At 70.5% G+C, this 13692-nt stretch carries 12 protein-coding genes and 1 pseudogene; 3 read left to right on the top strand and 10 right to left on the bottom strand.

The genetic code is table 11. The features are described from left to right. The coding region (locus ABZS64_RS38050; RefSeq protein WP_355839615.1) for a transposase at positions 1–679 on the top strand (679 nt) is incomplete at its 5' end. Between the two features lie 291 nt (positions 680–970). Here the strand turns inward: ABZS64_RS38050 and ABZS64_RS38045 are convergent. The 10 genes from ABZS64_RS38045 to ABZS64_RS38000 all read right to left on the bottom strand — a co-directional run bounded on the left by ABZS64_RS38045 (position 971) and on the right by ABZS64_RS38000 (position 11936). Continuing rightward, positions 971–2254 (bottom strand): MFS transporter, encoded by a 1284-nt coding sequence (locus tag ABZS64_RS38045; RefSeq protein WP_355839613.1) that lies wholly within the window; start codon positions 2252–2254, stop codon positions 971–973. Continuing rightward, on the bottom strand, positions 2245–3570 hold the full coding sequence (locus tag ABZS64_RS38040) for a hypothetical protein (protein WP_355839611.1): 1326 nt from the start codon (positions 3568–3570) through the stop codon (positions 2245–2247). Before ABZS64_RS38040 ends, ABZS64_RS38045 begins: the two co-directional genes overlap by 10 nt. Further along, positions 3563–5134, bottom strand: a complete 1572-nt coding sequence (locus ABZS64_RS38035) for an amino acid adenylation domain-containing protein (protein WP_355839609.1) — start codon at positions 5132–5134, stop codon at positions 3563–3565. Before ABZS64_RS38035 ends, ABZS64_RS38040 begins: the two co-directional genes overlap by 8 nt. Next, positions 5135–6949, bottom strand: a complete 1815-nt coding sequence (locus tag ABZS64_RS38030) for a hypothetical protein (RefSeq protein ID WP_355839607.1) — start codon at positions 6947–6949, stop codon at positions 5135–5137. 5 nt (positions 6950–6954) lie between these two features. Beyond that, positions 6955–7215: a phosphopantetheine-binding protein gene (locus ABZS64_RS38025; RefSeq protein ID WP_355839617.1), complete on the bottom strand. Its 261-nt coding sequence runs from the start codon at positions 7213–7215 to the stop codon at positions 6955–6957. Between the two features lie 2 nt (positions 7216–7217). Continuing rightward, entirely contained in the window at positions 7218–8087 is an 870-nt protein-coding gene (locus tag ABZS64_RS38020) for an aspartyl/asparaginyl beta-hydroxylase domain-containing protein (RefSeq protein ID WP_355839605.1), read from the bottom strand. 60 nt (positions 8088–8147) lie between these two features. Beyond that, on the bottom strand, positions 8148–9149 hold the full coding sequence (locus ABZS64_RS38015) for a proline racemase family protein (protein ID WP_355839603.1): 1002 nt from the start codon (positions 9147–9149) through the stop codon (positions 8148–8150). Between the two features lies 1 nt (position 9150). Beyond that, complete coding sequence (locus tag ABZS64_RS38010; RefSeq protein WP_355839601.1) at positions 9151–10014, bottom strand: PhzF family phenazine biosynthesis protein; 864 nt, start codon at positions 10012–10014, stop codon at positions 9151–9153. Then, a complete protein-coding gene (locus ABZS64_RS38005) occupies positions 10011–11057 on the bottom strand; it encodes a DUF6421 family protein (RefSeq protein ID WP_355839599.1) in 1047 nt (348 codons plus the stop codon). The genes ABZS64_RS38010 and ABZS64_RS38005 overlap by 4 nt, the downstream gene beginning before the upstream one ends. A 96-nt stretch (positions 11058–11153) precedes the next feature. Further along, the gene (locus ABZS64_RS38000) at positions 11154–11936 is read right to left on the bottom strand and encodes a DUF6202 family protein (RefSeq protein ID WP_355839597.1); all 783 of its coding nucleotides are present in this window, start codon (positions 11934–11936) and stop codon (positions 11154–11156) included. A 161-nt stretch (positions 11937–12097) separates the two neighbouring features. On the opposite strand from ABZS64_RS38000, the pseudogene ABZS64_RS37995 reads away from it, so the two are divergent. Then, positions 12098–12277 (top strand): annotated as a pseudogene (locus ABZS64_RS37995) (hypothetical protein); the annotation flags it as partial. Positions 12278–12282: 5 nt separating this feature from the next. Next, entirely contained in the window at positions 12283–13107 is an 825-nt protein-coding gene (locus ABZS64_RS37990; protein WP_326437148.1) for an aspartate/glutamate racemase family protein, read from the top strand. Positions 13108–13692: the final 585 nt, after the last annotated feature.

Raw genomic sequence — 13692 nt, 5'->3', positions numbered from 1 at the left:
GGCGCAGAAACTCGGCAGCGACGGGCAGAGCGCCCAAACGCTTGGTCACCACGGACTCGATCACGCACTCCATACGGGGGCGTTCCGTCCGTGGCTGCGGGGACCGGGTGTCGACGTCGAGACGCACCGGGTCGTCGACGTCCTGCCAGGCCGTACCTCCGAGACGCTGGCCGTGTGGCTGCGCGAGCACACCGGCGCCCAGGTTGTGTGCCGGGACCGGGCCAGCGCCTACACTCGCGCTGTCAAGGAAGCTGTCCCCAACGCCATCGAGGTGGCCGACCGCTGGCACCTGCTGCGCAATCTCCCCCTTGCCGTTGAACAGGTCTGCCACCAGCACCGCGCCTGCCTGAGCAAATACGCCGAACGCCAGCGACACAGCCAGGCCGTGCAACCCACCTTGGATCTCCTGCCGGCCACGCTGATCGTGGACCGCGTCCGACGACGCCACGAGGAAATCAACCATATGGTCGTGATCGGCTACCCGATCAGCGAGATCGCCCGCCGCCTCGGCATCGACCGCAAGACCGTCCGCCGCTACAGCGACACCGATCTCGATGTCTTCCTCGCCTCCGCCCGCGACCGCCGGAACGTGCCCCTGGACCAGTTCAAGCCCGACTTGCAAGCCGAATTCGCCGCCGGTCACACCAACGCCACGGATCTGTACCCAGCAGATCCTTGACGACCGCGGCCACGGCAGCGAAGTCATCGTCCCCGTGGAGCACGGTGTGACCGTGGTGACTGCCGTCGCGCACACCAGCAGATCCATAGCGCCCGCGGCCCGGTGCTGCCCACGCCAGGGCGTGCCGGGAGCGAACGCCACAGTACGCGTCGGCGGGCACGTCCCGGTCGCAGAACAGGTCGTGCTCTCGGCGGGTGCGGGGGTGCCCGGCCGGGGCAGCCGCCGTGAGGGTGGCGGCTGCTCCGGCCGGGCGGTCGGGGGCGGGTCCGGCGGTCGTGCGAGCGGGGGCGGTCATGTGGGAGGGGTCCTGCGCGTACGACGGCCGCCGACGGCCCCGCAGGTTTCCGGTCCGCGCGCCGGGACTTCGGAGCTCGCGGACGGACGCACGACGTGCGTCATCACGGGCTGGCAGAGCAGGCCCGTGACCAGCATCAGCGCGGCGAGCAACAGCCAGCCGGGGAGGCCGAGCGCCAGCGGCAGCGCGCTCATGACCGCGGGCGACGCCCCCTCGGCCAGGCCGTTGCCCAGGCCGAACACCCCGGCGTACTGGCCCTGCGCGTCGGCCGGAGCGAGGCCGAAGGAGTACTCCGCCGAGGCCGCCGTGTGCCAGATCTCGCCGAGGGTGTACGCGGCCGTCCCCGCCGCCAGGAGGAGGGCGGCCGCCTGGCCGGGCGGCTCCTCGGCCAGCGCCATCAGCACCAGGCCCGCCGCGAGCGCCGCGCCCGCCCAGCGCATCGCGCGCCCCGCGGACCGCACGTCGCCGATACCCCGGCTGAGGGGGACCTGGAGGAGGACCACCAGGAGCGTGTTGAGCACGAGCATCCCGGAGATCGTCCACCCGGGGGCCGATGTGTGTTCCACGATCCACAGCGGGAGCAGGAACGTGGGCACCGTGAAGTGCAGGGACATCACCGCGTTGAGCGCCGTCGCGGTCAGATAGGTGCGGTCGCGCAGGGCGGCCCAGCCGCGGCTCGAGCCGCCGCCGCCGTCGTCGGGCGTGTAGGGCGGCAGCCAGAAGAGGACCAGACCGGAGACCAGGTACGTCAGCGACCGGCCGACCATGACGGTCAGGAAGGCCTCTCTGGTGTCCAGTTGGATGGCGAAGCCCGCCGCCACCGCGCCCAGACCGATCGCCAGATTGCCCACCGACCGCAGATAGCCGCGGAAGGCGGCGGGCGTGGACCCACCGAAGGCCCGGACGAGCGGGGCCAGCGTGGACCAGCTCGCCGCGATCACGGCCCCGGACAGCAGCGAGACCACCATGTAGGCCCAGAAGGTGTGAACGAGGATCAGCCCGGTGTTCACCACCGTCCCGCAGGCCGCGACCGCGATCTGGACGCGTTTGGCCCCCCAGCGGTCCGCCGAGCGGCCGACGTACACACCCGCGCCGAGGCCCGCGACGGCCCCGGCGAACAGACCGGCGGCCACCTGGGACGCGGGCAGGCCGACGATCCGCGTGAAGAAGAGCGCGCCTGCGGCGAGGGACAGCCCGGTGCCGAAGTTGTGCACGAAGAACGTCGCCGCGATCACACGCCGACTCCTGCCGACCGGCAGCAGCGCCGCCGTCAGCGCCACAGGGTGTCCCCGAAGTCGGTGTCGGGCCGCCAGGCCCGCTGGAAGTCCCGTTTCCCCCTGGTGGTCAGGCCGTCGGGCAGCACCCACAGGCGCTCGTCGAACCACTGCCTGACCTCGTCGAAACGCCCGGTCAGCTGCTCGACCGACGCCGCCCTGACCATGACCTGACCGACCCGCTGACTGGTGTGGGCCGCGCCTGCGGGGAAGTGCGTGCCGACCGGGTGCTCGATCCGGGCGAACAGCACCTGAGGCAGCTCCAGCAGCTCGGCCGCCGCCGGGCAGTCGAGCAGCACGCCCGGACGCACGGGCAGATAGCAGCCGCCGAAGACGTCCGGGCTGACCTTGGCGTTGATCTCGGGGCGGCGCCCGAGCGCGATCTGGACAGCGCATTCGGCGACGTTCACCCCGAACTTCGCCTGGATCTGCTCGTGGACCAGCGCGCCGCCGCGCCGGGCCGCGCACTCGCCGAACGTCAGGGTCCCGGACGGCCCGTCGTGGAAGAGCTCCATGTGGAACGCCCCGTCGCGCAGACCGAGCGCGTCGAGCGCGGGCCCCACCAGACCCCGCGCCTTCTCGTACACCCAGCCCTCGTCGCCCGGGTCGAAGTGTCGCAGCCACAGCGGTCTTCCGCTCTCGATGGCGGTAAGGCAGGGGTCTCCGTAGGCGCCCACGGCGAGGAACAGCAGCTCGCCGTCGAAGACGACGCCGTCGACGAACCACTCGTCGCCCGCGAAGTGCTCCTCCAGTACGAAGGTGCGCTGGGTCGTCCTGTTCCCGCGGTGCTCGTCGCTCCGCGCCCGTAGCTCCTCGATGCTCCCGACCGACGAGGTGAGGGCCGTCGCGGCGCCTGCCACCGGCTTGAGCACGGCAGGCGCGAAGGGGAGTTCGCGCAGGCCGGAGACCGCGAAGACGTCGTCGATCACCACGCACCGCGCGGCGGTCAGCCCGGCCGCGCGCACGGCAGCCTTCTGCAGGGACTTGTCCCGGAACCGCACCGCCGTCTCCGGGGCGATCCCAGGCAGACCGAGGTGCCGCGCCAGCATGCCCGCCGTCACCATGGAGTACTCGTCGGAGGTGTGGACGGCGTCGAAGTCGCCGGCGCCGAGACCGGCCCGGCGCAGCGCCATCAGCACGGCCTCGACACTGCTCTGGTCGTCGACCCTGAGCACGGTCAGCTCGGGCGGCACGTTCATCAGCCCGTCGTCCCAACCGGCCGCGCCGCAGACGACGACGGCGTCCACGCCCAGGCGGACGCACGCGTCCAGGGTGTACCGGTCGAGCCCCACAAGCAGCAGGCGGGGGCGGGTCTCAGCCACGGTTGTTCCTCCTGTGTTGCGTGTGCTGGATGCGGTGCGTGCTGCCCCAGTCCTGAAGTGCGGCACGGTCCAACTTCCCGTTCGGCGTCAGCGGCAGGGCGTCGACGGCCACCGCGCGGGCGGGCACCAGGTACTCGGGGAGCACCTCGGCCAGCGCCGAGCGCACGTCGAGCGGGTCACTGGGCGGGTCCCCGGACGGCGCCGCTTCGCCCGGCCGCATCGTGTACGCCAGGACCATCGACTGGCAGCCGCCGTCCGCCTCGTGGATCGGCACCGCCGCGCAGTTGAGGACCCCCGACACCGTGCGCCCCGCGTGCTCCACCTCGGCGGGCTCGACGCGGAACCCCCTGACCTTCACCTGGCGGTCCTTGCGTCCGAGGTAGCGCAGGTGTCCTTCGCCGTCCACGCGCCCCCGGTCCCCGGTGCCGTACAGCCGGGTGGGCACGCCGTCGATCGCGAGGGTGCGGAACCGCTCCGCCGTCAGCTCCTCCTGCCCCAGGTAGCCCGTGGCCAGCGCCTCGCCGGCCACGCAGATCTCGCCCTCTCGCCCAGGGAGGCACACCTCGTCGCCGGCCATGACGAAGAGCCGCGTCCCGGGCGCGGCCGTGCCGAGGGGTACGCCGTCGGGCTCGTCGCAGTCCTGCGGGCGGACCCGGTGGGCGGAGACGAACATGCAGCACTCGACGGGGCCGTAGCAGTTCACCAGCGGGGTCGCCGGATGGGCGCGAAGGAACCTGGCCGCGTGGGCCCCGGACATCGCCTCGCCGCTGACGTAGACCGTCCGCAGCCCGGTGAAGGAGCCCGGATCCACATCAACGAACAGGTTGAACAGGGCGGTCGGCAGGTGCGCCGCGTTCGCGCCGCGCTCGGCGACCGCCGCGCGCAGGGACTCGGGGAGGAACAGCGGGTCGTCCTGGAGGAGACAGGTGCCGCCCGCGGTCAGGGTGCCCCATACCTCCAGGGCGTACATGTCCCAGGCCGCGTTCGACACCTGCGGCATGACGTGGTCGGGGCCGAAGGAGACCGGCCCCTCGCCGCGGAAGAGCCGCAGCGCCGCGCGGTGCGGCAGGACCACGGCCTTGGGCACACCGGTGGTTCCCGAGGTGAAGATGACCATCGCGGGCGAGGCGCCGTCGGCGCCCTGGGCCGCGTGGTTGTGTCCCGCGGCCGCGGGCGCACGCGCTGCGGACTCCCCCAGCGGCTCCCGGGGCGGGGTCCAGACCGGGAATCCGTACGCCGCCGAATCCGCGACGGCCAGTGGCGCCCCCAGACGCGCGCTGAGCGACTCCAGACGCTGGGCGGGCCAGCCCGGATCGAGTACGGAGTACGCGGCCCCGCATTTCCACAGCGCGAGCTGGGCGGCCACCAGGCGTGCCGACCGGGGGAGCACGACGGGGACCAGGCTCCCCGGCCCGATGCCGAGGTCGCGCAGGGCCGAGGCGAAGTGGTCGGCCGCCCGGTCGAGCGTGCGGTAGCTGATGGCCACGCCCCGCTCGACCAGCGCCGGATGATCGGGGTGCTCCCGCGTCCGGCGGGCCAACGCCGCATGGAGGGTGCTGTCCACCTAGGCCTCCTTGGCCGGCAGGACGGCGAACGGACATCGCAGCAGGGAGAGCGCGAGGTCCTGGACGCCGAAGACGGTGAAGTGGTGTTCCTGGGGCGCGGCCGCCGCGGGCAGCGACACCTCGAAGACGACGCCCCGGCGCCCTCCCCGGCCGGTGTCGACCTCCTGAACAGGCGGGGACACCGTGGCGGCGAGGCTCCACGGGACGAGCACGCCCACCTGCACCGGCCCCGGCCGCTCCGTATCGACCGAGGCCTCGATGCGCAGCGCCGATCCGGCGTCCACCGTCGCGGTGGCCTGCGCACCGAGCCGGGCCCCGCCCTCCATCGTGTAGCCGACGGGACCGCAGCTCAGGCACACGTGCGCGGTCGTGAGGGGGACCCGAGCGGTGAACCCCCGGCGCGGGTACTGCCAGGCGGGCCGCCCGCACAGCACGCACGGCGTGACCGTCGCTTCCGACGGCGAGACCGTGCTCCGGTCGCCGAAGAAGCGGGGGAACTCGGCGAGCCCGTCGTCGGGGCGTTCCGCCATCCGTACGGCCGTGGCCCTGTCCAGCGAGCGGGCCTCCTCCGCCAGCGAGGCCAGGAACGCCGACCTCTCCGCGGCCGGCCCCATGACCGGCCGGACGGCCGTCGTCTCGATCCGCTCCGCCAGCTCCTCGAACCGCTTCCGCAGGGGGTGGGCGGCGGGCAGCATGCCGGTCATGAGGAAGCCGCGGGCCCGCGCACTGATATCGCGTATGAGCCCCGCCGGCACGTCCTGGACCGGTGCCGGCCGCCTGGTGCCGCGATACGCCGAACTCGCCACCCCCACCTGGATGAACGAGGGGTAGGGGTGCATGTTCTGCAGGCTCGCGTTGAGCAGCCGGGCCGTGCTTCCCGAGCCGTCCGCCGACTCCAGCCAGACGAGGTTCTCCACACGGGCCGACTGGTGCATGGACAGCCCGGCGACCACCGTCTGGGCGGGGCCGTCGATGCCGTTCAGGAGCAGTTGGTAGCGGGGACCGTAGGTGGCGAGATCCGCCAAGGCGCCGCTGTCGCAGCCGCTGAGCACGAGCTCGGCCGCGCGGATCCGGTGAGCGGGGACCAGCTTGTCCTCGGGCTTGTAGCAGCCCCGGCCGTACGAGCAGGTCGGCCCCGGCTGCCCGGGGGCGGCGACCGGGCTGAGCCCGCACACGGTGTGGGCGCCGAGGTTGATGCTGTCCTCGGTGCCGTGACCGCTGGCCATCACGCGCTTCCAGACACGCTCCGCCGCGATGCGGGCGAGTTCGGCGCCGCCCAGCGACCCGGAGTCGTAGTACGTCGCCGACGTGGTCACAGGATCGGTGTCGAGATCGGTGAACAGCCCCGTCCCGCCCTCCTCGGCCACCTCTGCGTACTGCTTGGCGATCAGCCAGGTGAGGGAGTTGAGATCGCGGCCGGTCAGCAGGAAGACGTCCCTGCCCCGGTGGTGGGCGTCCACCAGGGCCGGGCCGATGACGTCCATCCGGAGGTCCGCGTAGCGGCCCAGCAGGATCAGCGAGTCGTCGCCCTCCTGCGGCACCTCGTCCGTCCACTGCCCGGCCAGCGGACGCGCGAACGCTCGGACCACCTCCGGCACGTCGCCCACCACGACCCCCGTCGCGCACCGCGGTGGTTGTCGCAGGCCGCTGTAGAGCCCGGCCGCGAGGTCGAGCGCGGCCTTGAGGTCGACGCGTTCACCGATCCACACGGGTACGGCGGTCTCGCGGTCGCCCCGCGACCGGGCCGACCGGAAGGCGTCGACCGCGCGCTCGAAGTCCGCGGCGGCGACCACTGGACGGAACACACTGCGCACGTCCGTCATCCCGCCGCACCGACCTTCATGACCTCGGCGGCGAGGGCCTCGGCCGTGCGGTGCTCGAAGATCGCCCGCAGCGACAGGTCGCAGCCCAGCTCTTCCCCGATCCTGGCCGCGGCGCGCACCGCTCCCAGCGAATGGCCACCGAGCTCGAAGAAGTCCCGGTCCGGCTCGACCCGGTCCAGGCCCAGGACCTCCTCCCAGACCCCGGTGATGTGATCGAGCAGCTCCGGACGCGAGAACCCGTCGCCCTTGTCGGTCATGCTCACCCCGGCAGGAAGGTGAAGTCCTCGCCGACTTCACGGGAGAGGACGAAGAACTTCTTGGCGCGCTCGGCGATTTCGAGCAGCTCCGGGTCGCCGGACTCCCGGGTGATGTCGATGAGCCAGTCCCAGGAGGCCCCGATCGGCACCTCCTCGGTGAAGTGGATCCGGCCCAGCATGAAGGCGATGTCCTTGATGTTGTGCCGGGAGACGACCGTGCTCAGCGCGCGCAGCCGCTCCGGCAGCAGGGGCGAGGACGGCGCCCGCTCCACCAGCGCGGGCCGCAGACCGGGGTCGTACAGCTGGGGCGCGGCGAAGATGTCGGCCGGCTGGAATCCGGGGCCCGCCGCGAAGTCGATGCAGAGCGACCAGCGGCTGCGCGAGGACATGTTCATGCCCGCGTGGATCTGGGCGGCGTCCAGGAACCACACCTCGCCCTTGCGCATGTGGAAGACCATGTCCTCGTCGGAGTTGACCGCGTGCTCGTTGTCCTCCAGGAAGAGGATCACCCGGAAGAACTCCCGTACGTCACCGGCCTCGATGAAGTCCCGGTGCGGGATGATGGAGAACTCGACGACGTTGCGCCCGCGCACCATCGTCATGCGCTCCGGGCTGAAGTGCGTGGCCAACACCTCGCTCAGATACGGGACTTCGTCGAGGAGCGCGGTGCGTTGCCCGGGGCGCTGCTCGTGTCCGTACCAGAAGCCGTCGGTGTGGTCGCCCGAGGCGTTCCACAGGTTGAGGTTCAGCCAGGTGCCCGTGGTGAAGACCTGGTACGGCTCCTGCGGGATCGCCATGGTCGAGAGCCGGGCGATGTCCTTGGCCAGGCGCTCGTCGTCGAACGGGATGCGGCCGAGTATCACTGAGGCCATGGGTGAGGCGCGTCCTTCCTTGCAAGGGTCTTGCTGAGGGCGGCTGGGGAAACGAGGCGGTCAGAGCTCGAAACCGGCCGGGAAGGGGTCGTCGGGCGAGAGGAAGTACTGCGCGGTGCCCGTGATCCAGGCCCGTCCGGTGACTGTCGGCACGACGGCGCTGCGGCCCGCGACGGTCGTCTCCTCGATGAGTCGCCCGGTGAACTTCGACCCGATGAAGGACTCGTTGACGAAGTCCGCGCCGATCTCCAGCTCGCCGCGCGCTTGCAGCTGCGCCATCCGCGCGCTGGTGCCGGTGCCGCACGGTGAGCGGTCGAACCAGCCCGGATGGATGGACATGGCGTGGCGCGAGTGCCTGGCGTTGGACCCCGGCGCGGCGAAGTACACGTGCTTCACGCCCCGGATCCGGGAGTCCTCGGGGTGCACCGGCTCGTCGGTGGCGTTGATCGCCTGCATCGTGGCGAGGCCAGCGGCCGTGATCTCGTTCTTGGCCTTCTTGTCGAACGGCAGCCCGTAGTCGTCGAGTTGCACGATCGCGTAGAAGTTGCCGCCGTAGGCCAGGTCGTAGCGGACGGAGCCGAACCGCGGGACCTCCAGCTCGGCGTCCAGCCTCTCGCAGAACGCCGGCACGTTCCGGAAGGTGACATGGCGTGCGACCCCGTCCGAGACCGCCACGTCGACGACGACCAGACCGGCCGGCGTTTCGAGCCGTACCGTGGTGACCGGCTCGGTCACAGTGACCATGCCCGTCTCCACCAGCACGGTCGCCACGCCGATCGTGCCGTGCCCGCACATCGGAAGGTAGCCGGACACCTCGATGAACAGCACGCCCCAGTCGGCGTCGGGCCGGGTCGGCGGCTGGAGGATGGCTCCGCTCATCGACGCGTGCCCCCGGGGCTCGGTCACCAGCAGGGTCCTGATGTGGTCGAGGTTCTCGCGGAAATGGATACGGCGTTCAGCCATCGTCGCTCCGGGGATGACCCCGACCCCGCCGGTGATCACGCGGGTGGGCATGCCTTCGGTGTGGGAGTCCACCGCGTGGAAGATTCGATCGGTGCGCACGTCATCCCTCTCGGTTCTGGTCGAGGTCGTCGTTGGACAGGTGGATCGTCCCGGTCATGTACGGTCTGGCAGCGCCCGACAGGGCGACCCGGTCGCCGTCGAGGCCGCAGTCGAGTCCGATCGTGAGGGTGCGGCCAAGGCGCGGCGAGTACTGCTCGGCGCGCAGCCGCGACTTGCCGAGGCGCTGCGCCCAGTACGGGACGAGCGCGCAGTGCGCCGACCCGGTGATCGGGTCCTCGGGGATGGACAGCTTCGGACCGAAGAAGCGCGAGCAGAAGTCCGCCCGGTCGCCGGGCGCGGTGATGACCACGCCGCGCAGGCCCAGCGCGGCGAGCGCGACGAGGTCCGGCACCACCGAGCGGAGCTGTGCCTCGCTCTCGTAGACCGCGACGTAGTCCATGGAGCGGTAGACGGCTGAGGGCGCGACGGGCCCCAGCCCGCGCAGCAGGTCCAACGGCGGTTCCACCGGGGCGAATTCGAGGGCGGGGAACGTAAGCCCGAACAGGTCGCCGTGCCGGGCGACGACGAGCGGTCCGCTGGCCGAGTGGAACGTCACCTCGTCCCGGTCCGGCTCCAGATGCGTCAGTACGACGTATGCCGCGCCCAATGTGGCGTGTCCGCACAGGTCGACCTCGGTGGCGGGGGTGAACCAGCGCAGGTCGTAGGCGTCCCCGTTCCTGACGATGAAGGCGGTTTCGGGGAGGTTGTTCTCCAGGGCGATGCTCTGCATGACGGGCTCGGGGAGCCACGCTTCGAGCGGGCAGACGGCCGCGGGGTTGCCCCACATGGCCCGGTCGGTGAAGGCGTCGACCTGAAAGATCGGAATGCTGATACCGGTACTGACACTGGTGCCGATGCTGCTCACACTCCCAGCTTCCGCTTGGTCTCGGCGAAGTAGGCGATGTGCTGGTAGTCCTTCGCCTTCTCGTCGTAGTCGGTGTATCGATGGGCGAAGCCCAGCAGGCGCTCCCTGACCCGTTCCGCCGGTTCGGTGTGGATGTGCCGTTCGATTCGCTGGATCTCCTCCAGGAATTCGGCCAGCGCGGCCGGCAGTGCCGGGCGGAGATGGACCAGGCCGTTATGGAGGCGGATTCCGTCCGCGGTGATGAGGTAGTTGAAGAGCAACTGCGAGGCGACCGCGTCGTAGTTGGGCCTCGGTATCCCCTCGACCGCGTAGCGGAGCAGCCGTTCGGAGAGCACGTACTCGTAAGTGAGCCGTGCGCCGCGGCCGGGCAGCGCGGAGTCGTGGAGGCAGGCGAGCATCGCGGAGACGTCGACCCGCAGCTCTTCGAGTCCGGCCAGCGCTTTGGACTTCTTCACCGGGAGGAATTCGGGAATCGGCATGTCGCCCTGCCGGTGGTGGAATTCGTGCAGCCGCACCCACCAGGACGACGCCTGCTCTACGTCCTCCAGGCTCGCGGCTTCGACCAGCGGGAACGACCCCTCCGCCATGACGTTGCGCACCAGGAGCCGGGTGAGGCGCAGATGCCGTTCGACGAACTTGTCGACGAAGTAGAAGATGAGGTCGCCGCTCTCCTGTCCTCCGTCGATGTGGTTCTCGGGGAAGAGCGCCACGACGGGACGCGCCTCAAAACCCTGCGACATCCGCTCGATGGTCACCGGCATGGTAGGGCTCGGGTATCCGGCGTCCAGGTGCGGATCGCTGGGGAGCGTCCGGTAGGACAGGAAGTCCAGGGAGAGAGTGGGGAAGTACGAGGCGTCGAAGAGCGAGAAGATGTGGTTGTCCGCACGGGTGTTGATGTGGGCCTTGGTGCGGAGCAGCCGGGGGTCGTCGGCGAAGGTGCTGGCGTCTTCGGCGAATGCCTGGACGACGGGTACGTCGCGGAGAGCGGGCGATGAGGTCAACTCGCGTGACAGGCGCCGGAGAAATGCCTCGTCGCGGCGCACGTCCCTGTCTTTTGATGCGTCTTGTTGAACCGCTCCGCGCAGTAGGTTGACCGCGTCAATGAGGTCGTTCACTGGCTGTGTGCGTCCTTCCGCAGATCAGGCCGCGCTGATCTGATCGGCGAAGTCGTCGAGCGCGGCGGCCCAGTGGGCCGCGTACTCCGTGGCGAGCAGCAGCAGTTCTTCGGCGTCCTCCTCGGTCTCGACCAGGGCGGTCATGCCGGTCTCCTCGTCGCTGACCGACTTGGCGTGACTCGTCTCGGCCTTGATGTGGGAGTCGATCCACGCCAGGTCATCGGACGTCGCGAAGAGCTTCTGCCCGTCGACGCGCACCTTGCCGTACAGGCGGCGGAAGGCGACGGCGATGTCCAGGGCCATGGCCTCCACGACCCTCAGCTGCACCGCGGCACCCAAGCGGTGCTCGGCCAGGGACTCCATCGCCATCAGCAACTTGACGACGCCCGAGGGGAGTTCCTGCTCGCTCTCGTCAGCGACCGCCTCCGCCAGCGGGGCGACGATCGAGTCCGCCCACCACAGGTAGTGGATTCCGGCCGCCCCGCGGGGCGCCACCGCGCTGAAGTCGTCGGCCAGATTGTCCAGGTCGTCGCCGATCACCCGGAAGGCCGTCTGGAAGGCCGCCAGCGCCTCCCGCCCCGGGGCCTCCTGCGACGCGAAGTGCCGCGCCGTCGCACCCAGTCCCGAGATCGTCGTGAACATGAAGGCCCTGGTCATGGCCTCCCACTGCCGCGCCACGGCGAGCGCGTTCGGGAGCGCGACCGTCTCCACGGTCGCCGCCGCAGCAAAGAATCGGTTCGCTGGCCTCACCAGCCCGGCTGCCTGAACCACCTCGGTGACGCGCTCATCCAGCAGATTGCTCGGCATGGCTGCCCCTTCATGCGGAGTAAAATTTCACATGTCACAGGCTATATTTCACGCCATTGGACTGTCAACGGCCGTGAACGCAGGCGTGATTGGCGGGCGACGTTCAGACAGCGGCCACGACTGACGGGTGGGCTGGGTCCGCCGGATCAGCGGTAGCCAGCCTCGCCCGCTGCTGGGAGCGCCGGGCCACCGGCATCGACGCCTTCTTCGACCTCGCCGACACCATCATCACCGTGCGTAGCCTGATCCGCCGAGCGCGGACCACTCACCGCTGGGAGGGCCGCCCCCGCCGCCGCCCGCGACGGACCGCCATCTGCGCCAGTGGTCGGCTGGTAACTTGACTCCCATGATGGTGGCATTGATCGACTCAGGGCTTGGCCTCCTTTCCACCACAGGATGGCTTCGGCACCTCGCCCCGGAACTCGATCTGCTTCTGTTTCTGGACCCCGACGGCGCCCCCTGGGGATCGAGAACGGCCTCCTTCGTCACGGACCGTCTGTTCAGTGCCGCCCAATTGGCCGTCCAGCGGGGCGCGGAGGCCATCGTGGTCCCCTGCAACACCGCCACCGTCACCGCGATCGACGCTCTGCGCGAGAGTTTTGAACCCCGTGTGCCTGTGATCGGAACCGTGCCCGCCGTGAAGTCGGCCGCAGCGGCCGCCCAAGGCATCGCCGTGTGGGCAACCGTCCGGACCACGGCGAGTGACTACCAGGATCGCCTGATCGCGGACTTCGCGAACGGTCGGCCTGTCGCGCGTGTCGCATGCCCTGGTCTGGCCGAGGCGATCGACCACGGAGACATGGCCGCAGCAGCGGAAGCGATCGCCGACGCGGCAAAGCGGACCCCCCAGAATTGCGACTCCGTGGTGCTGGGATGCACGCACTACCCCCTCGTGGCGCCAGAGATTCTGCAGAGCCTGCCCACCGGAACCACCCTGTACGACAGCGCGGAGGCAGTCGCCCGCCAAACACTGCGGCGATTGGACAGAACCACGGAATCGCACAGCAGCACGGGCTCCATCGACGTGGTACTCAGCGGGCGCCGCGGAAATCTCCCAGCAGGCGCCCACGCCTACCCGGTGGGTCGCGCCCTTGCCGCCGCAGCGCGGGTGCCCCGCGAAATTCTCATCACTGCCGCAACTCGCGCCTCGATGGCTGCTCCAGCGATCTGAGCAAAGCCCCGGGAGTGGGAGCAACAGCGGCAACTGCTGCGCATCGTTGCGGGTTTCGACCCGCCCACCCGCACCTGGTGGGCCCGGATCGGCACGCTCGACGCCGCGTCGCTGCAGATCCTGCAGCGTCTGTTCGACGCCGCGCGGACCTTCGGGACCCAGGTGCACCTCGAGCCCGTGACGGTCCTTGACTCATGGAGGGGGCCGTCGTTCACCGGGGCGGAGCTCGCCTCCCTGGTGGCGGCCCGAGCCGACGTCGGCCGACCGCTCGGACAGCTGCCCCTCGCGTAGAGCCGTTCCGCGCCGCAGACCGCCCCGCGACGGCCGCGCTAGGGAATTGGCGACTCCGGATCGGTACCGCGCACGTGGCTTCTTTCCGTGCGGTCATGTCACCTGCCCCACGCCGCCGGCCGCGATGGCTGCCTCGTCATGTGCGGATGACGAGGAAGCGGTCGGCTGGAGCGTGGTCGGCCCATGGGTGATCGAGTGAGGGTCTGTCAAACGAGCGGTGTAACTAGGGTTATTGGAGTTACTGACGGGCTGCGGAGAGGCGGCCGTCGAAGGTGATGTCGAAGGCGTTGAGTG

Source organism: Streptomyces sp. NPDC005408 (assembly GCF_040606445.1).
GTDB lineage: Bacteria > Actinomycetota > Actinomycetes > Streptomycetales > Streptomycetaceae > Streptomyces.
This window is presented reverse-complemented; position numbering and strand designations above follow the sequence as displayed.